A 20,598-nucleotide genomic window follows, 5' to 3' on the forward strand; every position below is an offset into this window, starting at 1 on the left:
CCCGGACGCATCAGGGAGTGATCGCCATGGCCGAAGGCCGCCTCGTGATCGGCAATCGCCGTTATTCCTCCTGGTCGCTGCGCGGCTGGCTGCCGGTGCAGCTCGCCGGCCTCGACGTCGACGTGGAGGTGATTCCGCTGGCCGGCGGCGCCACCCCCGCGATCAAGGCGGCGACCCCCGCCGGCTTCGTCCCCTATCTCGAGCATCGCGGGGCGCGCATCTGGGAAAGCCTCGCCATCGCCGAATACTGCGCCGAGATCGCGCCGAAGCTCTGGCCGGCCGATCGCGTGGTCCGCGCCCATGCGCGCAGCGTCGCCTCCGAGATGCATGCCGGCTATCGCGAGCTGCGCATGGCCATGCCGATGAATCTCGGCCGCAGCTTCCCCGGCCTGCGCCGCACCGAAGGCGCGCTGGCCGATATCGCGCGGATCGAGGCGCTCTGGGCCGAATGCCTGGACGCGCAGGGCGGCCCCTTCCTCTTCGGCGCCGACTTCACCATCGCCGATGCGATGTTCGCCCCGGTCTGCGCGCGCTTCCTCACCTGGCAGCCCGAGCTGACGGCCCGCAGCCGCGCCTATATCGACGCGGTGCGCGCGCATCCGCTGGTGGACCGCTGGTACCGCGACGCCCTGGCCGAGCCGGACGCCTGGAAACTGGAAAAATACGAGGAGATCGTCTGATGGCGGAGACCGCGCTCGCGCTTGACCATGTCGGCGTCTGCAACATGGAGCTGGGGCCGATGACGGCGGCCTATGAGGCGCTGGGCTTCGCGCTCTCGCCCATCGCGCAGCAATCCGGCCGCCGCACGCCGGATTCCGAGGTGGAGCTCTACGGCTCGGGCAATCGCTGCGCCTTCCTCACTCATGGCTATATCGAGCTGCTGGCGGTGCTGGACCCCACCCGCTACGACAACGACCTCGGCCGCTTCACCTCGCGCTACGGCGGGCTGCATATCCTGGCGCTCGGCGTCGATGATCCGGAGGCGAACCTCGCGCGCATGCGCCGCGCCGGCATTCCCATCGCCGGGGTCGCGCATCTGCAGCGCCCGGTGGAGGCCGGCGGGCCGATCGCGAAATTCTCCCGCCTGCCCTACCCGGATGCGCCGGAAGGCCGCGTGCAGCTCATCCGCCACCTCACGCCCGAGCTCGTCTGGCAGCCGCGCTGGATGGACCATGCGAACAAGGCCGAGGCGCTGACGGAACTGGTGCTGGTGAGCGCCGAACCGGCCGAGACGGCGGCGCGGCTCTCCAAGCTCACCGGCCTCGTGATCGAGCCGCGGGCCGCGGGCGGCTTCCTGCTGCGCTTCCCCGGCGGCGAGCGCGTGGCCGGCCCCGAGGCGCCGGCAATCGAGACCCGCGTCTCAATCCTCTCGCCGGAGGACCTGCCCGCGACGCTTCCCGGCGTCGAGATTCCCGCTTTGCCCTTCATGGCCGGGATCTACGTGAAGACCTCCGACGGCAATGCCGCGGTGCGACGGATCCTGGCGGGCAAGCCGGTCAAGGAGCTGCCGGGCGGCGCGATCCTGGTGCCGCCGTCGCTGGCGGCCGGGGCGGCGCTGGTCTTCCATCCTTGAGGGCTTTCGGCCGCAGCCTGCGCCTCTACCATGCGGCAGAGCGGCGGCCGGCCCTGGATGATTTCCACCGGCGCTTCCTGGCGCCGGGCGACCTCGCCTTCGACGTCGGCTGCCATGTGGGCGACCGCGCGGCGAGCTTCCGCCGCCTCGGCGCGCGCGTCGTGGCGGTGGAGCCGCAGCCGCGCCTGGCGCGGGCGCTGCGGCTGATCTTCCGCGCCGATGCGGACTTCACCCTCGTGCCGGCGCTGCTGGGCGCCAGCGAGGGCGAATCGCTGCTGCGCCTCAACAGCGCGAACCCGACCGTCGCCACCGCCAGCAGAGAGTTCGTCGCCGCGGCGCAGGGCGCGCCGGGCTGGGAAGGCCAGGTCTGGGATGCGGAGATCGCCCTGCCCCGCACCACGCTGGACGCGCTCATCCGCCGCCACGGCCTGCCCGACTTCGTGAAGATCGACGTGGAGGGCTGGGAGGCCGAGGTGCTGGCGGGCCTCTCCACGACGCCCCGCGCGCTGTCCTTCGAGTTCACGACGATCCAGCGCGAGGTGGCGCGCTCGGCCCTCGAGAGGCTGGTCGCACTCGGCTACCGCGTCTTCAACGCCTGCCTGGGCGAGAGCATGCGCTGGGAATTTCCCGCGCCCATCGCCGCCGAGGCGATGGCGGAATGGCTCGCCGCCCTGCCGGCCGAGGCCAATAGCGGCGACGTCTACGCCGCGTTGGAGGCGGGCCGGCTCGCGGCCTGAAGCTCCTCGGGCGTGGCGGCGAGGCCACGCGCCACGAGCCATTGCGCGAGGCGCGGCGAGGAGGTCCAGACGCAGAAGGGGATCGCGACGAGCAGCCCGCCCGCCCAGGGCAGCGCGAACCAGATCGCCCAGGGCGCCGTCGCCGCCAGCACGCCGAAGGCCAGCATGCCCCCCAGGGTCGGCAACCACAGCAGTCGCGCCGCATCGCCCCAGGAGACGCCGCGATCGGCGCGGTTCTGCGGGCTCCAGCCCGTTCGCGCCCCGAAGGGCAGGGCAAGCAGGAAGCGCGCGCGGTTGAAGGTGCCGAGGGGCGAGAGCAGCGTCGTGAACAGGATTTCCGTGGCCGCCCCCTTCAGCACGGCGCGCCGGCCGCCGTAGCGTGCGGCCTGTCCCGGCTGGAGCAGAAGCTGCAGGTAGCCGGCCAGCTTCGGCGCATGCTGCGCGAACCAGAGGGCCAGCATCAGCAGGGCCAGCCCCGCCACCGGCACCGCGTCCAGCCCGCCCGTCGCGGCCAGCGCCACGGCCAGCACGAAGGCCAGGACCCAGAGCGGCGCGCAGAGGAACAGCAGGATCGCCTGCAGCAGCTGGAAGCGCGACATGGCGTCCAGCCCCGGCTGCCGCAGCAGGGGGAAGTACTGCATGTTGCCGGCGGCCCAGCGGCGGTCACGCGCCATGAATTCGGGCAGCGCTGGCGGATTGCCCTCGAGGCTTCCTTCTTCCTCCGGCAGGCACCACACGCCCCAGCCCGCGCCATGCAGCCGGATGGCCTCCACCTGGTCGTGGCTGAGGATCGTCGAGCCGTCGGGCAGGAGCTCCAGCTTGCCGTGCTCGCGGAAGGGCGCGATGCGGATCAGCGCGTTATGCCCCCAATAGGGACCCTTGGCCCCCTGCCACCACCCCTGCCCCGTCGCCCAGGCGCGCATGCCCACCCGCATCCCGAACTGGAAAAGGCGCGGAAAGGGCGCGGCCACGGGCCGCCCGACGATGAGCTGCTGCAGGATCGCGATGTCGGGCGCGGCATCAAGGGCCGCGACCAGCTTCAGCACCGCCGCGGGCGTCATGACGGAATCGGCGTCGAGGCAGAGCAGATAGTCGTACTCCGCGCCCTCGGCCTCCAGGAACTCCATGACGTTGCCGGCCTTGAAGCCCGCATTGTCCGCGCGGCGGCGGAGATGGATGCGGGAGGCATCGGCGGGCCGCGCGGCGCGGAAGCCGGCGATGGCCAGGTCCTCGGCCTCGCAGAAGGCGGGCTCCCGCGTGTCCGACAGGAACCAGAGATGGAAGTGACTGCCGGGCAGGCCGTCGAGCATCTGGCCCAGGGGCGCGAGGACGGGCGCCATCTCCTCGTTGCGCAGGCAGAGGGCGATGGCCGTGCGCCCGCGCGGCGAGCCGGGCCGGAGCCCGCGCATCGCCGGCACCACATGCGCGGGCGGGTCCGCGGTGAAGAGCAGGATGGCGAGGCCGGTCAGCGCATTGCCGAAGGCCAGCGCGATCCAGGGGCTGAGGAGCAGCAGCGTCGCGAGGAAAGCGAGGTCGAGCCCGGAGAGGCCGTCCAGGGCCAGCAGCCGTGCGGCGGCCAGCACGGTCGTCGCGCAGAACAAGAGGCTGAAGAGAAGGAAGGCGATGCGTCTGGCCGGCATCGCGCCTGGATAGGGGAGATTTGTGCCCGAAGCACGGCGGGCGCGCCCTTCCGGTCCCGGGGACCGGAAGGATGTCCCGTTCAGGAGCCCGCGAGCTCCGTGCGGAAGATGTCCAGCAGCTTCAGCGAACCGTCGCGCTGCACGAGATGCCAGAAGGTCCAGCCGTTGCAGGAGGGCGCCTCCTGCACCGCGGCGCCGACCGCGTGGATGGAACCGCGCGCCGTGCCGCAGCTCAGCGTCCCATCCGCCAGCACCGTCGCCGTCCAGCGGCGGTGGCGGTCGGTCAGCGCCTCGCCGGCCGCGACGAGGCCGCGCTCCACGAGATTGCCGAAGGGAATACGCGGCTGCTCGCGGCGCGTGGGCGTCGCCATCACGGCCTCGTCGGTCAGCGGCTCGGTTTCGAGGATCCGCTTTTCCGCGGCGGCCGCATAGGTCGGGTCGCGCTCGATGCCGACATAGTGCCGCCCCAGCCGCTTGGCGACGGCCGCCGTCGTGCCCGAGCCCAGGAAGGGATCGAGGATCACGTCGCCGCGCTGCGTGCAGGAGAGGATGACGCGATGCAGCAGCCCCTCGGGCTTCTGCGTCGGATGCACCTTGTTGCCGGCCTCGTCGCGCAGGCGCTCGCCGCCGGTGCAGAGCGGGATGTACCAGTCGCTGCGCATCTGCAGGTCGTCGTTCAGGGCCTTCATGGCGGCGTAGTTGAAGCGGTACTTCGCCTCCTGCCCCCGCGCGGCCCAGATCAGCGTCTCATGCGCATTGGTGAAGCGCCGGCCCCGGAAGTTCGGCATCGGGTTGGCCTTGCGCCAGATGATGTCGTTCAGGATCCAGAAGCCGAGGTCCTGCAGCGCCGTGCCGAGCCGGAAGACGTTATGGTAGCTGCCGATCAGCCAGAGCGTGCCGTCCTTGCGCAGGACGCGGCGGCATTCCGTCAGCCATTCGCGGGTGAAGGCGTCATAGCTCGCGTAATCGGCGAAGCGATCCCAATCATCGTCCACCGCATCGACCAGACTGTGGTCCGGCCGGTGCAGCGAGCCGCGAAGCTGCAGGTTGTACGGCGGATCGGCGAAGATCGCGTGCACGGAGGCAGGCGGCAGCCCCCGCAACTCCTCGATGCAGTCGCCCACCAGAATTTTATCGAGCGGCACGTCGAGCCCAGCGCCCAAGAGACGGTTTTCCTTCGCGAATCGGGGAGCCGACAATGCGTTCGGCCGAGTCGCGGCGTCAACCGCCTCGGCATCGGATGAGCGCGCTTTCCGAAATTTGCCCCTGGGATGGCCGCTTCAGACGGCGGGCAGGACGGCCTGCAGCGCCTGTTCGACCGGCGCGAAGCCGCGGCGATGGTGTGGGCTGGCGCCGTGTTCCTGCAGCGCGGCGCGATGGCGGGCGGTCGCGTAGCCGAAATGCTGGCCGAAGCCATAGGCAGGCCAGCGCCGGCAGAGCTTGCGCATGCCCTCGTCCCGCACGGTCTTGGCGAGGATGGAGGCCGCGGCGATCGACAGGCTGAGGCCGTCGCCGCCCACCACGCATTCGACCCGGCAGGGCATGGGCGGCGGCCGGTTGCCGTCCACCAGCACGATCTCGGGCGCCACGGCCAGTCGCGAGACGGCGCGCCGCATCGCCAGCAGCGTGGCGCGCAGGATGTTGATCCGGCCGATCTCGGCGGTGGAGGCCGCGCCCACGGCCATCGCCAGCAGGCCCCGGGCGGCAGCCTCGCGCAGGGCCAGCACGGCCTGGAGCCTGGAGGCCTCGCTCAGCCGCTTCGAATCGTCGAGCAGGGCAGCGAGATCCTCCGGGCAGGGACGCAGGAAAAGGACGGCCGCGGCCATGACCGGGCCGGCCAGCGGCCCGCGCCCGGCCTCGTCGACTCCCGCGACCAGGCCGCCCAAGGCGGCTTCCAGGCTGTAATCAGGCATATCGCCGGCCTTTAGCGCGGAGGCCGGGCGGGAGGCCAGCGATTCGCCCCTCGCCGAGCCTCCCGCCCATGCCGGAGATGGGGCGTTTCATCGCCCCGCCCTCATCAGCTTCGATTTTTCCTGCCCGGAAGCGCGGCATCTTTACGAGATATTTATCCCTGCGGGGGAAGGTGGCGCACATGACCAGCATCTCTCCCTCCGCCGTCTTCACCCCGGACATCGCCCGCATCCGGCCGGGCCGGGAAACGGCGCCCGCCCAGGCTACCGGCAGATTCGATCCCCGGGAGGTCGAGGCCATCGCGCAACGCAAGCTGGAGGCCGTGCCGCCTCTGCCGGCCCGCCCCCTTCCGCGAGGGTCCCTTCTGGATTTGAAGGCCTGACAGCCAGTTCATCCCTGATGATTGGTCAGCAGAAAAGCATTTTCTGCACATATTTTGATCAATGTGTCTATTTATGTTGCCGTCGTGTGCCTTTATGCCTTCTTTATGCCCAACTAACTTGTCGTTGATGTGTCTTGCGGCCTTCATGATCGACATCGCGTCCGATCACGAAAGGCAGTCTCCGCATGCGCCAGCTCCTGCTCGCCCTTCCCGCCGTCGCAGGCTTAGCGGCCGCGACCCCGGCCACCGCCCAGATCACCCTTGGCGAGACCGGCCTGACCCTCGCCCCCACTGCCACCATCGCCAGCGACTATCTGTTCCGCGGCATCAGCCAGACCCGCTCCCGCCCCGCCTGGCAGGGCTCCTTCGAGCTCAGCCACACGAGCGGCGTCTATATCGGCGGCTTCATCTCGAACGTGCGCTTCGCCGGCACCGATGCCCGGCAGGAGGTCGACGTCTTCGGCGGCTACCGCTTCACGCTGGCCGGCGCGAATCTCGACATCGGCGTGCAGGGCTATCTCTATCCCGGCTACAGCCGCGCGCCCGGCACCTACGAGCTCGACTTCTTCGAGGCCTATATCAAGGGCAATTACGAGATCGGCCCCGTCACGCTGCTGGGTGCGGTCAACGTCTCGCCCAACTATTTCGGTCGCTCGGGAACGGGTGTCTATCTGGAGGGCGGCGCCGACTGGAAGACCGGCTTTCTCGACCTCACCCTCGGCGCCCGGCTTGGCTACCAGTGGATCGACCGCAACCCGCGCTGGGGCACGCCGGACTATGCCTGGTGGGGCCTCAGCGTGAGCCGGGACTTCGTGCTGCCTGTCGTCGGCACCACCGTCACCGCCAGCGTCGGCTACTACGACACCTCCATCAGCCGGGGCGACTGCATCTTCGGCACCAGCCAGAACATCTGCGGCGCCCGCGCCATGGGATATCTGACCTTCAAGTTCTGATCCGACCTCCGACATGCGGGCTCGCCGGCGGGTGGGCCGGCATGCCCAGGGACGGCGCCCGGGGCTCCCCTCCCCGCGGCGTCGTTTCGGCGTCGGGGTTGACCGGGAGGGCCTGTCCCGCCGAGGGTGCATGACCACAAAGAGGATGCGACTTCATGCGATATCTCCCGATGGTGCTGGCCTGTTCGCTCGCTGCCCCGGCCGCCATGGCTCAGACGCCCCCGGCGATCACGCCCACGCGCGACGTTGCGGTCACCTATCGTGTCACCGGCCAGGGCCCCGGCAACGGCACCGAGATGCAGATGTCCTGGCAGGCGTCGACCGGCCTCATGCGCGTCGACCTGCCGGGCGGCCAGGGCTTCATGGTCATCAACCAGCGGGACGGCATGACGGGCTTCGTCGTCATGGAAGCCCAGCGGATGATCATGGACATCCCCGCCGGCCAGCTTCCGCCCGCCGCCAACATGCAGCCTTCCGCCAATGCGCGCTTCACGCGTGAGGGCACGGCCCGCGTCGCCAATACGGATTGCACGGTCTGGCGCATGGAAGATCGCGGCCAGGCGGGCCGCACCTGCCTCACCGCCGATGGCGTGATGCTCCGCGCCCAGGCCGATGGGAACCAGCAGGCCCAGGTCGAGGCGACCGCGGTGAACTACGGCGCGCAGAATGCGGCGCGGTTCCAGCGGCCGGCCGGCTACCAGGCGCTGCAGATGCCCGCCGGCGTTCCGGGTGCCGCCGGCGGCCTGCCGCGCGGCACGGCCATGCCCCCGCCGGGCATGACGCCCCCCGCCCGCTGAGGCCCTGGCGCCCGGTCCATTCAGGCCGGGCGCCTCCCCGATATATTGAAAAATCTCCAGGGCCTTTCTTTGGCCCTGGAGCAGGCCCACAAACAGCGCATGAATCGCCGCACGCTGCTCGCCGCCCCCGCCCTCCTCGCGCCGTTCTCCGTCTCCGCGCAAAGCCAGACCGAGGCGCTCGGCCGCGTCGAAGCCTATTTCAACGCCATGACCACCCTGCGCGCCCGCTTCCTGCAGGTCTCGCAGGGCGGCGGCTCGGCAGAAGGCACGGCCTGGATCTGGCGCCCCTCGCGCATGCGCTTCGAGTACGATCCGCCGGAGCCGACGCTGCTGATCGCGGCGGACAACCAGTTCTTCCATTACGACCGCGAGCTCCGTCAGCCGACGGTGGTGCCGCTCTCCTCCACGCCGCTGAGCGTGCTGCTGCGCTCGCCGCTGCGCCTCGCGGGCGATGTCACGGTGGCCGGCGTCGAGCGCGGTCAGGGCCTGCTGTCGGTGACCATCTTCCGCACCGCCGCGCCATCGGAGGGGCGCATCACGCTGATCCTCGAGGACAACCCCATGGTGCTGCGCCAATGGGTGGTCGTGGACGCCCAGGGGCGGAGCACGCGCGTCACCTTGACCCAGATCGAGACCGGGCAACGCTTCGATCCGTTCCTCTTTGCCTTCAACGACCCCCGATTCCGCGAGCAATTGGAGCAGCGTTGAAGAAAAAAGCCCTCCACCCCGCCGGCCACGCCTTGAAAGCGCCGCAGCCGCTTGGTTTGTTGCACTCATGAGACCGCTGATCGGCATCTCCTGCTGCGTGAAGGCCTTCGGGGCTTTCAACACCCCGAACCACGCCGCGTCGGACAGTTATGTCCGCGTCGTGCTCGGGCCCGTCGGCGGGATTCCGGTGCTGCTGCCGGCCGCCGGTGAGGCGCTGGCACCGGAAATCCTGCCCCGCCTCGACGGCCTGATCCTGACCGGCAGCCGCAGCAACGTCTGGCCCGGCCATTACGACGGCCCGGCCCATGCCGAGGGAACGCCCGAGGACCAGCAGCGCGACTCGACGACGCTGCCGCTCATCCGCGCCGCCATCCAGATGGGCGTGCCCCTGCTGGCGATCTGCCGCGGCATGCAGGAGCTGAACGTGGCGCTGGGCGGCAGCCTCGACCAGCGCATCCAGGACCTGCCGGGCCGGATGGATCACTCCACGCCGTCCGACCAGCCGATACCGGCCGTCCGCACCGGCAAGGCGCATGGCATCCGCCTCGCGACCCAGGGGCTGCTGCATGAGCTGGCGGGCGAAACCATCGTCCCCGTGAATTCATTGCATAATCAGGGTGTTCAGAAGCTCGCGCCGCGCCTGGATGCCATGGGCTGGGCGCCGGACGGCACCGTCGAGGCCGTGAAGGTCCGCGACGCACCGGGCTTCGCCTGGGGCGTTCAGTGGCATCCGGAATATGACTGGGAGCGGGACGCCTTCAGTCGCCGCATCTTCGAACACTTCGGCGGTGCCTGCGTGGCCTGGTCACAGGCAAGGTATGCGCGTCACGCAGCCGAGTAACCAATCGAATACACTTTGCGTCCGGATTGCGGCTGCGCTATGCTTCCTACGCCGGTGGCGGTTCTCCATCGGCAGGACGCGTCGGTTCCCCCTAATCGGCTCGCCCGACCATTCCGATCGGAATTGAACTGTTGGGCGCCCGACCACCCCCCTGGTCGGGCGCTTTCCGTTTCAGGGGCATGCATCCCCTGCCTCAGGCGTTGGTTCCCCGGGCGGTACGAAACTGTCATCCGCTCCCAAGCCGGGTCAATAGCCAAATCCGCCCCCCGATTTCCCTCCGGGACAATCTGCTCTAGACGCGAAGACGGACCTGTCCAGGAGCGTCTCGTGCCCAATTACGTGATCACCCCGCCTGCCACTTCCGCCGTGCCCGTGAAGGGCACCGATCAGCTTTTCCCCGTTCGCCGGATTTTCTGCGTGGGCCGCAACTACGCCGAACACGCGATCGAAATGGGCAGCGACCCGACCCGCGAGCCCCCCTTCTACTTCACGAAGCCCTTCGACGCGGTGGTCACCGGCGGCGCCGACATGCCCTATCCGAGCGCGACCAAGTCGCTGCACCACGAGATGGAGCTCGTCGTTGCCATCGGGAAGGGCGGCAAGAACATCGCCATCGCCGATGCGCTGAGCCATGTCTGGGGTTATTGCTGCGGCCTCGACATGACCCGCCGTGACCTCCAGAACGAGGCCAAGAAGACCGGCCGTCCCTGGGACATGGGCAAGGGCTTCGACCTCTCCGCCCCCATGGGCGACCTGATCCCGGCCGCGGGCTTCGACCCGTCCAAGGGCAAGATCGAGCTGAAGGTGAACGGCAAGGTCACGCAGACCTCCGACCTCTCCAAGCTCATCTGGTCCGTGCCCGAGGTGATCGCGAACCTCTCCGAGCTCGTCGAGCTGCAGCCCGGCGACCTCATCATGACCGGCACGCCCGAGGGTGTCGCCGCCGTGGTGAAGGGCGACGTGCTGGAAGGCATCGTCGAGGGCGTCGGCGAGGTGAAGACCAAGATCGTCTGACAAGACGGTTGGACGAAGGCGACGGCCAACCCGCCGTCGCGCCGAACTCGGGGCGCGCATCCTGCTCGGCAGGGTGTGCGTCGTGAGGTCAGCGAACAATGAGCTTCCTGCGCCGTGGGGGCCCCGCGATCGCCCCTGCCCCGAGGCGCGCCCTCCCCGCTGGGCCATCGCCTGTTTCGATGAGAGCGGCGCAACGATGACGACGACAGGCGGGACACCCTCCGAATGACCACGCGCAGCCTCCGCATCGCGACCTGGAACATCAACTCCGTCCGGCTCCGGCTGCCGCTGCTGCGGGACCTGGACGCGCAGTTGCGCCCCGACGTGCTCTGCCTCCAGGAGACCAAGTGCCCGGACGAGCACTTCCCGCACGAGGACATCCGCGCGCTCGGCTTCGAGCACGTCGCGGCCCGGGGGATGAAGGGCTACAACGGCGTCGCCATCCTCTCGCGCATCCCCTTCACGCATCGCGCGGATGATCCCGACTGGTGCATGAAGGGCGATTGTCGGCACATCGGCGTCACGCTCGACGCGCCGGGCGGCCCCATCGACCTGCACGACTTCTACGTCCCGGCCGGCGGCGACATCCCCGATCGCGAGCTCAACGTGAAGTTCGGCCACAAGCTCGACTTCATCGCCGAGGCGACGGCCTGGTTCGCCGCGCATGGCGAGGCGAAGCGCTCGGTCCTGGTGGGTGACCTCAACATCGCGCCGCTCGAGCACGACGTCTGGTCGCACAAGCAGCTGCTCAAGATCGTCTCGCACACGCCGGTCGAGGTGGAGGCGCTGACGCGCTGGCAGAACGCGGCCAACTGGGTCGACGCGCTGCGCCATTTCGTGCCGGCCGACCAGAAGCTCTACACATGGTGGTCCTACCGCGCGAAGGACTGGGAGGCGGCCGATCGCGGCCGGCGCCTGGACCATGTCTGGGTGAGCCCGGATCTGCGCGGCAGCCTGGCGCGGCACCAGATCCTGAAGGCGGCGCGCGGCTGGGAACGCGCGAGCGACCATGTGCCGGTGCTGGTCGAGCTCGCGCTATGACGCCGCGTCGGCGGAGCCATGCGAAGGCGGTCGGCGCGCGGCGCTGATCCGCTCGCTAGGCTCGCCGCCATGAGCCGCACCTTCCGCTACGTCACCCTCGACGTCTTCACCCATCGCCGCTTCGGCGGCAACCAGCTCGCCGTCTTTCCCGACGCGCGCGGGATGACCGACGCCGAGATGCAGTCGCTCGCGGCCGAGATGAACTACAGCGAGACGACCTTCGTCCTGCCCCCGGCCGACCCGGCCCATACGGCGCGCGTGCGCATTTTCCACCGCACGGCGGAGATGCCCTTCGCCGGCCACCCCAATGTCGGCACCGCCTTCGTGCTGGCGGACCGCGCGGTGGACGACGTGCTGCGCTTCGAGGAGATCGCGGGCCTCGTCGAGATCCGCCTGACGCGCGACGCGGCGGGCGCCGTGACGAGCGCGACGGTCGCCGCCCCGCAATCGCTGAAGATCGGCGGGGAGATGCCCGTCGAGATCGCGGCCGCCTGCGCCGGCATTCCGCCCGAGGGCGTCGTTACCACGCGCCACGCACCGACCATCGCCAGCGACGGCGGCAATCCGCGCCTGGTCTTCGAGGTGACGCCGGAGGCCATGGCCGCCGCCTCGCCGGACATCGCAGCCTTCCGCCGCGCGGTGGAGACGACGCCGGCGCTCGGCGGCAAGCTCTCGCTCTACCTCTACCGGCCGGAGGGCACGGGGCTTCGCACCCGCATGTTCTCGCCGCTGGCCGGCACCTGGGAAGATGCGGCGACGGGCAGCGCGGCCACGCCGCTGGCAGGCTTCCTGCTGCATCTGAGTGGCGCCGAGAACGGCGCCTGGGAGATCACGCAGGGTGTCGAGATGGGCCGCCCCAGCGTGCTTCACACCACGGCGCGGCGCACGCCGGAGGGCATCCGCGCCACCGTCGGCGGCGGCTGCGTGCGCATGTTCGAAGGCAGCGTGACACTCTGATCGAAGCCGCCCGGCCCCGGGGCCGGGCGACGGGGCTCAGCCCCGCTTCTTTTCCTCGATCGCGTCCCAGATCGCCTTCTCCAGGTGCACGCCGTCGAAGCGGGCCAGCTCCTGCAGGCCGGTGGGCGAGGTCACGTTGATCTCGGTGAGGTGGCCGCCGATCACGTCGATGCCCACGAAGATCAGGCCGCGCGCCTTCAGCTCGGGGCCGATCCGCTCGCAGATCTCGCGCTCGCGGTCGGTCAGCACGGTCTTCTCCGGCTTGCCGCCCACATGCATGTTGCTGCGCGCCTCGCCCTCGGCCGGGACGCGGTTGATGCCGCCCATCGCCACGCCATCGACCAGGATCACGCGCTTGTCGCCCTGCCGAACGCTGGGCAGGTACTTCTGCACCATCAGCGGCTCGCGCGAGCGCTCGGTGAACATCTCCAGCAGCGAGTTGAGGTTGGAATCCTCGGGCTTCAGGTGGAAGACGCCGGCGCCGCCATTGCCGAAGAGCGGCTTCACGATGATGTCGCCGTGCTTCTCGCGGAACTTCCGGATCTCGCGCACGTCGGAGGAGACGAGCGTCTCCGGCATCAGGTCCTGGAACTTCAGGACGAAGAGCTTCTCCGGCGCATTGCGTACGCTGGCCGGGTCGTTCACCACCAGCGTCTTGGGGTGGATATGCTCCAGCAGATGGGTGGCGGTGATATAGGCCATGTCGAAGGGCGGGTCCTGGCGCATCAGCACCACGTCCACATCCTTCGCGAGGTCGAGCTCCACCGGTGCGCCGAAGGTGAAGTGGTTGCCGCGCTCGCGCCGCACCTCGACCGGATGGCCATGCGCGATGACGCGGCCGGCCTCCATCGAGAGGTGCTTCACATGATAGTGCCAGAGCGCGTGGCCGCGCGCCTGGGCTTCCAGCATCAGGGCGAAGGTGCTGTCGCCATCGATGCCGACGCTTTCCATCGGGTCCATCTGGACCGCCACGCGCAACGCCATGCCGTCAATCTCCGAGATCCTGCCCGAAGATGTTGCACGGGTCGCGCGTCAGGCCAACTGGCCCGGCGGGACCTCATTCCAGCAGGCTGATCCCGGTCATGGCGGCCGGCTGCTTCAGGCCCATGAGCTGGAGCAGCGTGGGCGCGAGATCGGCCAGGCGACCGTCATGGATCTTCGCGCCCGCCGGGCCGCCCATCAGCACGACCGGCACGGGGTTGGTCGTGTGCGCCGTGTGCGGGCCGCCCGTCACCGGATCCTTCATCAGCTCGGCATTGCCGTGATCGGCGGTGAAGAGCAGCGCGCCGCCGACCTCCTGCAGCGCATCGGCGATGGCGCCGAGGCCCTTGTCCACCGCCTCGCAGGCCTTGATAGCGGCGGCCAGGATGCCGGAATGGCCCACCATGTCGGCATTGGCGAAGTTCAGGACGATGAGGTCCTGCTCGCCGGACTTGATGGCGGCCACGGCCTTCGCCGTCAGCTCCGGTGCGCTCATCTCGGGCTGCAGGTCGTAGGTCGCGACCTTGGGCGAGGCGACCATGATCCGCGTCTCGCCCGGGAAGGGCGTCTCCTGCCCGCCGTTCAGGAAGTAGGTCACGTGCGGATACTTCTCGGTCTCCGCCATGCGGAGCTGCTTCAGCCCCGCCTTGCTGACCACCGCCCCCAGGATGTCCTCCATGGATTGCGGCGGGAAGATCGTGCCCAGCAGGTGGTCCAGCTCGGTCGAATACTGCGTCATGCCGAGCGCGGCCGCGAGCGTGACGAATTTTTGCCGCGCGAAACCGGTGAACGCCGGGTCCAGCAGCGCGGCCAGGATCTCGCGCACGCGATCGGCGCGGAAGTTGAAGGAGAGCAGCCCGTCGCCGTCCCGCATGCCCGCATAATCGCCGATGACGGTGGCGGGGATGAACTCGTCCGTCACGTCCTTGTCGTGCGCGGCCTTGATCGCGGCCTGGGCATCGGGCGCCGTCGCTTCGCCCTGCCCCAGCGCGATGGCGGACCAGGCCTTGGAGACGCGCTCCCAGCGGTTGTCGCGGTCCATGGCGAAGTAGCGCCCGGTGACTGTCGCGATCCGCGCGCCCGCCGGCAGCCCGGCCTCCAGCTCCGCGACGAATTGGGGGGCCGAGCGCGGCGGCGTATCGCGCCCGTCGGTGAAGGCATGCAGCGCGACCTTGATGCCCGCCTGCGTCAGCACCTTGGCCAGCGCCACCGCCTGCCGCTGGTGGCTGTGCACCCCGCCGCCCGAGACGAGGCCCATCAGATGCGCCGTGCCGCCGCTCGCCTTCATCTTCGCGACGAAATCGGTCAGCGGGGCCATCCGCGCCATGGAGCCGTCGGCGATGGCCGCATCGATCCGCGGCAGGTCCTGCATCACCACCCGGCCGGCGCCGATATTGAGGTGGCCCACCTCGCTATTGCCCATCTGCCCGTCCGGCAGGCCGACATCATGGCCCGAGGGCTTGAGGAAGGCGTGCGGGCAGTTCGCCCAGAGACGATCGAAATTCGGGGTATGTGCCTGGCGGACGGCATTGTCCGCCGTTTCCTCACGCCAGCCCCAGCCATCGAGGATCACGAGCATCACGGGGCGAGGTGCGGTCATGGCTATCCTTAACGCAGCAAAGCTGCGTCCGGTTTAGCCCCGAAGCTGAGGATTGTCGAAGACCGGCTCCCGGTAGCGATGGAGCACGTCGCCCAGCACGCGGGCAAGGTCCTGGCGCTCCTCCGGGGCCAGGAAGCGGCCGATCTCGATGACCTCGCTCCGCTGGCCGATGTAGAGGCGGCCGCCCTGCCAGCGCAGCCGTGCCCAGAAGGGATCGAAGCTCGCCTCCTCATGCCGGCGGCCCTCGCGCCGGCGGATGGCCAGCCGGCCTTCGGTCAGGGTGACGGTCTCGGCACTGCCACGCGCCCAGGTGCGATAGAGCGCCAGCATGCCGATGGCGAGGAGGGTCTCGACCCCGGCAAAGGCCGTCACCGGCCAGGCGCCCATGGCGATCACGGCAGCCCCGATGATCGTGAAGCCGAGCAGCAGCAGCCCGGCCACGATCCGGAAGCCGCGCGCATCCAGACTGCTGAGCGGCGCCGAGCGGGCCTCGAACAGGACGGGGGTTTCGGGCATCGACTCATCAGATAGGATGCTTCGCGACGTGAAAACCCCCAAACCCCTCCATGGCTCCGCCACCGAGCCCCGCCGCGCCCGGCTGATGTCGCGCGAACAGGTCGGCCATTTCATCCGCGCCATCGCGCAGGACAACCCGGCGCCGGAGACCGAGCTCCTCTACACCGACGCCTTCTCCCTGCTCGTCGCCGTGGTCATGTCGGCCCAGGCGACGGATGCGATGGTGAACAAGGTAACGCCGGGCCTCTTCGCCGCCGCCCCCACCCCCGCCGCCATGGCGGCGCTGGGCGCGGAGGGGATCGGCGCCCTCATCCGCCGGATCGGCCTCTGGCAGGGGAAGGCGAAGAACGTCGCCGCGCTCTCGGCCATGCTGGTCGAGCAGCATGGCGGCGAGGTCCCGCGCGAGCGCACCGCGCTGGAGGCCCTGCCCGGCGTCGGCCGGAAGACTGCCAATGTCGTGCTGAATGTGATGTTCGGCGAGCCGACCATGGCGGTCGACACGCATATCTTCCGCCTCGGCAACCGCACCGGCCTGGCGCCGGGCAGGAACGTCCGCGAGGTGGAGGACGGTCTCGTGAAGCGCATCCCGCCCGAGCTGCTGCGGGACTCGCATCACTGGCTGATCCTGCACGGGCGCTACATCTGCAAGGCGCGCGCCCCCGATTGCTGGCGCTGCCGGGCCGAGCCCTGGTGCAACTATCGCGACAAGGTGATGACCCCGCCGCTCCGGGCCTGAGCCCTCAGCCCTTCACGATGATGAGGGTGATGAGCACCGCCGCGACGCACACGAACATCACGCAGCCGACGATCACCGAGGCCGAGAAGTAGGAACCCGCCACCTTCCCGAGGGCGTCCAGCCGGCTGCCGCGACGCGCCGTGGCCAGCTCGGCCCTGAGCGCATCGATCTCGGCAGCCAGGTCCCTTTCCCTGGGCGTCGCCAGCGGTCGCTCGGTCATTCACGGCCTCCACATATCCATTCCCATGAATGCTACCGTGCCGATCCGAGGGTGCAAATCTTCGCGTTCCGGTCGGGGACGCGCCGATCGCATGCCCGGGCCTTCATCTTGGCCGGCGGGCCGGGCCGGGCCAGAATGCACCACCTGTGACGCTCGGAGTTCGCCGATGCCCTGCCCGCCTTTCGCCGCCTCTCCCACGCCGCGCCTGAACGGAGGGCGCCTTCCGCGGTTTGCGCTCGTGGCGGCCCTCGCGCTCGGACTGGGTGCCGCCGCGCCGCCTCCGCCTGTCCTGGCGCAGAATGCCGGCGATACTTCCGTGGTTCGCCCGCCCGCCGCCGAATCGCCGGTGCAGCGGACCGAGGTTCTGGACCGCGGCGCGCTGAACCGGCTCCGGCGGAACAGCGGCATGTCGCTGCAATGGATCTCCTGGGACAATTCGCGCGGGCATCTCCGCGTCGAGGAGCGCGACGGGTTGGTTCTGCTGCGCGGGACGCAGCAGCAGCGCAACGGCCCTGGCCGGCTGGAGATCGACGGCGTGGTCCTGCGCATCGACCGCACGAGCTTCGTGTTCCGTGGCCGGATCGACATCCACCAGGCACCGGGCGACCGGGCCGAATGCCCCCGCAGCGGCGACCTGCATTTCCGCGTCACCGGCAGCCGCCGCTACTGGCGAATGCAGGAGATGGAGACCTGCGGCCGGCTGACGGACTACGTGGACATCTATTTCTGAGCGGCCCCGCCGCGCTCAGAACTCCCGCACGCGCACGATCGTCACCGTGCAGGGCGCGTCGCGCGCCACCTCGCCGGCGATGCTGCCCAGCATCCGCTGGGTGATACCCGCCGTCTTCGCGCCCAGGATCAGATGGTCCACCCGGTTCTGCGACGCATATTCGAGGATCGCGCCGCCCTCGGTCACCGCCTCGAGCACGTGATGCGTCAGCCGGTATTCCGGCAGGGCGAGCGGCGCCGACCAGTGCCGGAGCTCGAGCAGGCGCTGCAGGTGCTTGTTCCGCCCCTCGCGATCGAGCGTGCTGTCGGGGCGCAGCAGGTTGGTGCGCAGCACGTTGAGGCAGGCGACGCGGGCATTGGGCCGGATCGCCAGCACCCGCCCCACCATGTCGAGCAGCGCCGAGGACATGGCCGGCGACATGGCCTCGAGGTCGAGCGCCACCGCGACGATAGGGGCGTCGCGCTGCGGCAGGGCGGCGGCCTTGCGGCGCAGCTGCGGCTGGAATTCCGGGTGGAAGCGGCGCTGGAGCCGGCGGGTCCAGGAATCGCGGCGCAGCCTTTCCGCCCGCGGCCCCAGCGCCACGGCGCCGGGATTGCGCAGGTCGAAGGCCAGCTGGGCCGCGCTGGCGTGGCGCTTCTCGGGCGAGGGTTCGAGGCAGCGCAGGATCACCTCCTGCAGCCAGGGCGGGCAGTCGGGCACCAGGGCGCGCGGCGGCGGCGGGTCCCACCACAGCCGCCGCTTCAGGTCCGACATGCGCTGCGGATCGCCGAAGGGGCGCCGTCCCGTCAGGAAGAAGTACATGAGCACGCCGAGGGCAAAGAGGTCCGAGGCCGGATCGCCGCGGATGCCCATGGCCTGCTCGGGCGCCATATAGGGGGCCGTGCCGTAGGGGAGGCGGAATTCCTCCTCCATCAGGTCGGGCAGCATCGCCGCGCGGGAGAGCCCGAAATCCACCAGCACCACCGGCCCATCCTCGCCGCCGCGGCGCAGGATGTTGGAGGGCTTAATGTCCAGATGCACCACGCCCTGCCGGTGCAGCCCGTCCAGCGCGTCGGCCGTCATGGCGCCGATATGCGCGACCTCGGCCGGGTCGCGCGGCAGGCGCTTGAGGTAGGGCAGCAGCGAGCCGCCATGGATGCGCTCCATCACGATCCAGGGCGTGGGCTCGTGGCCGGTGCCGTAGCATTTCGGCACATGCGGCCCGGTGAGGCGGGGCAGGATCATCTGCTCCATCTCGAAGCTGACGATGGCCGCCGGGTCCTCGCCCTCGGCGAGCTTGGGCATCTTCATCAGCAGCGGGCCGGGATGCTCGGGATGCGTCACCTCGCGCAGCACGGCCATGCCGCCGCGATGCACTACCGGGCCCAGGGTGAAGCCGGCGATGACCTTGGGCGCGCTCATGTCCCCGTGAAAAGCCGCTCGGCCAGGAAGTCCGGAAGCCCGGCCGCGCGGATCTTCGCCGCCGCCGTCTCGATGTCGTAGGGCACGCGCATCCAGCCGAATTCGCTCGAATCCGTGTCGAGCATGCCGTAGCAGGCGGCCGGATTGCCGTCGCGCGGCTGGCCCACCGCGCCCACGACGGCCAGCCAACGGCGGGGCTGCAGCAACGGCAGCATGAGGTCCGAAGCCGGGCGGTGCGCGACCAGCTTCTCGGTCGCCGTCAGGCCGAAGAGGGCGGGCACATGCGTGTGGCCGCAGAAGGTGAGGCGCGCATCGGTCGCCTCCAGGCTGGTGCGCGCGGCCGTCGCATCGGTGACGTAGAGCCAGCGCTCGGGGTCCGAGCCCTCGGAGTGGACGTAGAGGCGGTCCTCCTCCTCATAGGTCATGGGCAGGCCGGCCAGGAAGCGCCGCGCCTCGGGCGTGAGCTGCGTCGCCGTCCATTGGATGGCGGTGGCCGCGAGGCGGGAGAAGTTGCGCGGCCCGGTCAGCGCCGCCTCGTCGTGATTGCCGCGCAGGGCCAGCGCGCCGCGGCCCACCAGCTCCTCCACCCGCGCCGTCACCTCGGCTGGGTTGGCGCCATAGCCCACCAGGTCGCCCAGGAAGACGAGCCGGTCGGCCCGCTGGGCCGCCGCATGGGTCAGGCAGGCCTCCAGGGCCTCCAGATTGGCGTGGATGTCCGCCAGCAGGGCGATCCGCATACGATGTGCTCACTTGCTCGTCAGGCAGCGGCCCCATGATGCGCCAAGCGACCTCGCCGCGCACCCCCGCTGCCTCGACACCCATGCGCAGCTGCCGCAACATCGTTCCGCGCCCGCGCTGGAACCCTATTGATGCCCATACCCCTGCTCGTCCAGATCCCGCTGGACCCCCTGAGGCTCGCCCGCATCGCGGCCGCCGGCTTCGAGATCCATCACGCCCCCACCCCGGCCGAGCGCGCCGAGATGATCCCGCGCCTCGCGCCCGTGCTGCGCGCGGTGCTGACCAACGGCGCGACCGGCATGAGCGCCGAGGCCATCGCCACCCTGCCGAAGCTCGAGATCATCTGCTGCATCGGCGTCGGCCACGAGACGGTGGACCTGCGCGCGGCCAAGGCCCGGGGCATCCGGGTGACCAACGGCCCCGCCACCAACGACGTCACCGTCGCGGACCATACCTGGGCGCTGATCCTCTCCATCGCCCGCAACATTCCCGGCGCCGATGCCGCCGTCCGCCAGGGCGAGTGGATGAACGCGCGCGGGCCGCGCCCCATCGTCTTCGGCAAGCGGCTGGGCATCATCGGCCTCGGCAATATCGGCCGGCAGATCGCCGAGCGCGGCGAGCGCGGCTTCGACATGGAGATCGCCTACCACAACCGCGCGCGGCGCCCGGAAAGCCCCTATGCCTATCTTCCCTCGGTGAAGGCCCTGGCCGAATGGGCCGACTACCTGGTGATCGCCGCCCCGGGCGGCGCGGGCACGCGGCACCTGGTGAATGCCGAGGTGCTGGAGGCGCTGGGCCCCCAGGGCTTCCTCATCAACATCGGCCGCGGCAGCGTGGTGGATACGGAGGCGCTGGTGGCGGCCCTGCATGACGGCCGCATCGCCGGCGCCGCCATCGACGTGGTCGACGGCGAGCCGGAGGTGCCGCCCGCCCTGGCCGCAGCACCGCGCCTGATCATCACGCCGCATATTGCCGGCCGCTCGCCCGAGGCGATGATGGCCACCGCCAGCCTCGTCGCAGCCAATCTCCAGGCGCATTTCGCGGGCGAGCCCGTGAAGACGCCGGTGCCGATGCCGGTGGATTAGGACGCCACGCCCGGCGCCTCCCACGAAGGGAGCGCCG

23 protein-coding genes are annotated in these 20,598 nt (G+C 70.1%); 14 read left to right on the forward strand and 9 right to left on the reverse strand.

The features are described from left to right. Nucleotides 1–26 precede the first annotated feature (26 nt). Genes KHU32_RS01120 through KHU32_RS01130 form a run of 3 tightly spaced genes read left to right on the forward strand, consistent with a single transcriptional unit; the run spans nucleotide 27 to nucleotide 2,310 of the window. Nucleotides 27–680 (forward strand): glutathione S-transferase, encoded by a 654-nt coding sequence (locus KHU32_RS01120; RefSeq protein ID WP_213668213.1) that lies wholly within the window; start codon nucleotides 27–29, stop codon nucleotides 678–680. After that, entirely contained in the window at nucleotides 680–1,573 is an 894-nt protein-coding gene (locus KHU32_RS01125) for a VOC family protein (protein ID WP_213668214.1), read from the forward strand. Before KHU32_RS01120 ends, KHU32_RS01125 begins: the two co-directional genes overlap by 1 nt. Next, complete coding sequence (locus KHU32_RS01130; protein ID WP_213668215.1) at nucleotides 1,570–2,310, forward strand: FkbM family methyltransferase; 741 nt, start codon at nucleotides 1,570–1,572, stop codon at nucleotides 2,308–2,310. Before KHU32_RS01125 ends, KHU32_RS01130 begins: the two co-directional genes overlap by 4 nt. Here the strand turns inward: KHU32_RS01130 and mdoH are convergent. From mdoH to KHU32_RS01145, 3 genes are all read right to left on the reverse strand, one after another. Then, nucleotides 2,274–3,950 carry a glucans biosynthesis glucosyltransferase MdoH gene (gene mdoH / locus KHU32_RS01135; protein WP_213669610.1) on the reverse strand — a complete coding sequence of 559 codons (1,677 nt, stop codon included), beginning with the start codon at nucleotides 3,948–3,950 and terminating at the stop codon, nucleotides 2,274–2,276. The genes KHU32_RS01130 and mdoH overlap by 37 nt on opposite strands. Before the next feature lie 80 nt (nucleotides 3,951–4,030). Continuing rightward, nucleotides 4,031–5,113 (reverse strand): site-specific DNA-methyltransferase, encoded by a 1,083-nt coding sequence (locus tag KHU32_RS01140; protein WP_213668216.1) that lies wholly within the window; start codon nucleotides 5,111–5,113, stop codon nucleotides 4,031–4,033. Nucleotides 5,114–5,230: 117 nt separating this feature from the next. Further along, a complete protein-coding gene (locus KHU32_RS01145) occupies nucleotides 5,231–5,863 on the reverse strand; it encodes a ribonuclease HII (protein ID WP_213668217.1) in 633 nt (210 codons plus the stop codon). A gap of 179 nt (nucleotides 5,864–6,042) precedes the next feature. On the opposite strand from KHU32_RS01145, the gene KHU32_RS01150 reads away from it, so the two are divergent. The 8 genes from KHU32_RS01150 to KHU32_RS01185 all read left to right on the forward strand — a co-directional run bounded on the left by KHU32_RS01150 (nucleotide 6,043) and on the right by KHU32_RS01185 (nucleotide 12,554). After that, nucleotides 6,043–6,243, forward strand: a complete 201-nt coding sequence (locus KHU32_RS01150; protein WP_213668218.1) for a hypothetical protein — start codon at nucleotides 6,043–6,045, stop codon at nucleotides 6,241–6,243. A gap of 185 nt (nucleotides 6,244–6,428) precedes the next feature. Continuing rightward, nucleotides 6,429–7,196 (forward strand): TorF family putative porin, encoded by a 768-nt coding sequence (locus KHU32_RS01155; protein ID WP_213668219.1) that lies wholly within the window; start codon nucleotides 6,429–6,431, stop codon nucleotides 7,194–7,196. Between the two features lie 155 nt (nucleotides 7,197–7,351). Next, on the forward strand, nucleotides 7,352–7,993 hold the full coding sequence (locus KHU32_RS01160; RefSeq protein ID WP_213668220.1) for a hypothetical protein: 642 nt from the start codon (nucleotides 7,352–7,354) through the stop codon (nucleotides 7,991–7,993). A 99-nt stretch (nucleotides 7,994–8,092) separates the two neighbouring features. Continuing rightward, complete coding sequence (locus KHU32_RS01165; RefSeq protein ID WP_213668221.1) at nucleotides 8,093–8,701, forward strand: LolA family protein; 609 nt, start codon at nucleotides 8,093–8,095, stop codon at nucleotides 8,699–8,701. Nucleotides 8,702–8,768: 67 nt separating this feature from the next. Further along, the gene (locus tag KHU32_RS01170; protein WP_213668222.1) at nucleotides 8,769–9,542 is read left to right on the forward strand and encodes a gamma-glutamyl-gamma-aminobutyrate hydrolase family protein; all 774 of its coding nucleotides are present in this window, start codon (nucleotides 8,769–8,771) and stop codon (nucleotides 9,540–9,542) included. Between the two features lie 327 nt (nucleotides 9,543–9,869). Further along, on the forward strand, nucleotides 9,870–10,556 hold the full coding sequence (locus KHU32_RS01175; protein WP_347265488.1) for a fumarylacetoacetate hydrolase family protein: 687 nt from the start codon (nucleotides 9,870–9,872) through the stop codon (nucleotides 10,554–10,556). Between the two features lie 225 nt (nucleotides 10,557–10,781). Continuing rightward, nucleotides 10,782–11,597: an exodeoxyribonuclease III gene (locus tag KHU32_RS01180; RefSeq protein WP_213668224.1), complete on the forward strand. Its 816-nt coding sequence runs from the start codon at nucleotides 10,782–10,784 to the stop codon at nucleotides 11,595–11,597. Between the two features lie 69 nt (nucleotides 11,598–11,666). Further along, nucleotides 11,667–12,554: a PhzF family phenazine biosynthesis protein gene (locus KHU32_RS01185; RefSeq protein WP_213668225.1), complete on the forward strand. Its 888-nt coding sequence runs from the start codon at nucleotides 11,667–11,669 to the stop codon at nucleotides 12,552–12,554. Between the two features lie 36 nt (nucleotides 12,555–12,590). On the opposite strand, the gene gshB is transcribed toward KHU32_RS01185, so the two are convergent. From gshB to KHU32_RS01200, 3 genes are all read right to left on the reverse strand, one after another. Next, nucleotides 12,591–13,538 (reverse strand): glutathione synthase, encoded by a 948-nt coding sequence (gshB, locus tag KHU32_RS01190; protein WP_213668226.1) that lies wholly within the window; start codon nucleotides 13,536–13,538, stop codon nucleotides 12,591–12,593. A 73-nt stretch (nucleotides 13,539–13,611) separates the two neighbouring features. Continuing rightward, a complete protein-coding gene (gpmI, locus tag KHU32_RS01195) occupies nucleotides 13,612–15,135 on the reverse strand; it encodes a 2,3-bisphosphoglycerate-independent phosphoglycerate mutase (protein ID WP_249680469.1) in 1,524 nt (507 codons plus the stop codon). Nucleotides 15,136–15,168: 33 nt separating this feature from the next. Next, complete coding sequence (locus KHU32_RS01200; protein WP_213668227.1) at nucleotides 15,169–15,651, reverse strand: DUF2244 domain-containing protein; 483 nt, start codon at nucleotides 15,649–15,651, stop codon at nucleotides 15,169–15,171. Nucleotides 15,652–15,736: 85 nt separating this feature from the next. Here KHU32_RS01200 and nth point away from each other — a divergent pair, with 85 nt between their 5' ends. After that, complete coding sequence (gene nth, locus KHU32_RS01205; RefSeq protein ID WP_213669612.1) at nucleotides 15,737–16,387, forward strand: endonuclease III; 651 nt, start codon at nucleotides 15,737–15,739, stop codon at nucleotides 16,385–16,387. Nucleotides 16,388–16,391: 4 nt separating this feature from the next. Here the strand turns inward: nth and KHU32_RS01210 are convergent, their stop codons facing one another. Further along, a complete protein-coding gene (locus tag KHU32_RS01210) occupies nucleotides 16,392–16,607 on the reverse strand; it encodes a hypothetical protein (protein WP_213668228.1) in 216 nt (71 codons plus the stop codon). A gap of 238 nt (nucleotides 16,608–16,845) precedes the next feature. Here KHU32_RS01210 and KHU32_RS01215 point away from each other — a divergent pair, with 238 nt between their 5' ends. Beyond that, a complete protein-coding gene (locus KHU32_RS01215) occupies nucleotides 16,846–17,337 on the forward strand; it encodes a hypothetical protein (protein ID WP_213668229.1) in 492 nt (163 codons plus the stop codon). A 15-nt stretch (nucleotides 17,338–17,352) separates the two neighbouring features. Here KHU32_RS01215 and KHU32_RS01220 read toward each other — a convergent pair whose 3' ends face one another. Next, nucleotides 17,353–18,738, reverse strand: a complete 1,386-nt coding sequence (locus tag KHU32_RS01220) for a serine/threonine protein kinase (protein WP_213668230.1) — start codon at nucleotides 18,736–18,738, stop codon at nucleotides 17,353–17,355. Next, the gene (locus tag KHU32_RS01225; RefSeq protein ID WP_213668231.1) at nucleotides 18,735–19,475 is read right to left on the reverse strand and encodes a metallophosphoesterase family protein; all 741 of its coding nucleotides are present in this window, start codon (nucleotides 19,473–19,475) and stop codon (nucleotides 18,735–18,737) included. The genes KHU32_RS01220 and KHU32_RS01225 overlap by 4 nt, the downstream gene beginning before the upstream one ends. Nucleotides 19,476–19,607: 132 nt before the next feature. Here KHU32_RS01225 and KHU32_RS01230 point away from each other — a divergent pair, with 132 nt between their 5' ends. Further along, entirely contained in the window at nucleotides 19,608–20,561 is a 954-nt protein-coding gene (locus KHU32_RS01230) for a 2-hydroxyacid dehydrogenase (RefSeq protein WP_213668232.1), read from the forward strand. Nucleotides 20,562–20,598 lie beyond the last annotated feature (37 nt).

This window comes from Roseococcus pinisoli (assembly GCF_018413645.1).
In the GTDB taxonomy this organism is placed as follows: domain Bacteria; phylum Pseudomonadota; class Alphaproteobacteria; order Acetobacterales; family Acetobacteraceae; genus Roseococcus; species Roseococcus pinisoli.

Bases quoted from the DNA above. Each gene is read 5' to 3' on its own strand.
- nth (WP_213669612.1), top strand. From the start codon at position 15,737: ATGTCGCGCGAACAGGTCGGCCATTTCATCCGCGCCATCGCGCAGGAC.
- KHU32_RS01185 (WP_213668225.1), top strand. From the start codon at position 11,667: ATGAGCCGCACCTTCCGCTACGTCACCCTCGACGTCTTCACCCATCGC.
- KHU32_RS01220 (WP_213668230.1), bottom strand. From the start codon at position 18,738: ATGAGCGCGCCCAAGGTCATCGCCGGCTTCACCCTGGGCCCGGTAGTG.
- KHU32_RS01200 (WP_213668227.1), bottom strand. From the start codon at position 15,651: ATGCCCGAAACCCCCGTCCTGTTCGAGGCCCGCTCGGCGCCGCTCAGC.
- KHU32_RS01180 (WP_213668224.1), top strand. From the start codon at position 10,782: ATGACCACGCGCAGCCTCCGCATCGCGACCTGGAACATCAACTCCGTC.
- KHU32_RS01230 (WP_213668232.1), top strand. From the start codon at position 19,608: ATGCCCATACCCCTGCTCGTCCAGATCCCGCTGGACCCCCTGAGGCTC.
- KHU32_RS01155 (WP_213668219.1), top strand. From the start codon at position 6,429: ATGCGCCAGCTCCTGCTCGCCCTTCCCGCCGTCGCAGGCTTAGCGGCC.
- KHU32_RS01160 (WP_213668220.1), top strand. From the start codon at position 7,352: ATGCGATATCTCCCGATGGTGCTGGCCTGTTCGCTCGCTGCCCCGGCC.
- KHU32_RS01165 (WP_213668221.1), top strand. From the start codon at position 8,093: ATGAATCGCCGCACGCTGCTCGCCGCCCCCGCCCTCCTCGCGCCGTTC.
- KHU32_RS01170 (WP_213668222.1), top strand. From the start codon at position 8,769: ATGAGACCGCTGATCGGCATCTCCTGCTGCGTGAAGGCCTTCGGGGCT.
- KHU32_RS01145 (WP_213668217.1), bottom strand. From the start codon at position 5,863: ATGCCTGATTACAGCCTGGAAGCCGCCTTGGGCGGCCTGGTCGCGGGA.
- KHU32_RS01120 (WP_213668213.1), top strand. From the start codon at position 27: ATGGCCGAAGGCCGCCTCGTGATCGGCAATCGCCGTTATTCCTCCTGG.
- mdoH (WP_213669610.1), bottom strand. From the start codon at position 3,950: ATGCCGGCCAGACGCATCGCCTTCCTTCTCTTCAGCCTCTTGTTCTGC.
- KHU32_RS01210 (WP_213668228.1), bottom strand. From the start codon at position 16,607: ATGACCGAGCGACCGCTGGCGACGCCCAGGGAAAGGGACCTGGCTGCC.
- gpmI (WP_249680469.1), bottom strand. From the start codon at position 15,135: ATGACCGCACCTCGCCCCGTGATGCTCGTGATCCTCGATGGCTGGGGC.
- KHU32_RS01150 (WP_213668218.1), top strand. From the start codon at position 6,043: ATGACCAGCATCTCTCCCTCCGCCGTCTTCACCCCGGACATCGCCCGC.
- KHU32_RS01225 (WP_213668231.1), bottom strand. From the start codon at position 19,475: ATGCGGATCGCCCTGCTGGCGGACATCCACGCCAATCTGGAGGCCCTG.
- KHU32_RS01125 (WP_213668214.1), top strand. From the start codon at position 680: ATGGCGGAGACCGCGCTCGCGCTTGACCATGTCGGCGTCTGCAACATG.
- gshB (WP_213668226.1), bottom strand. From the start codon at position 13,538: ATGGCGTTGCGCGTGGCGGTCCAGATGGACCCGATGGAAAGCGTCGGC.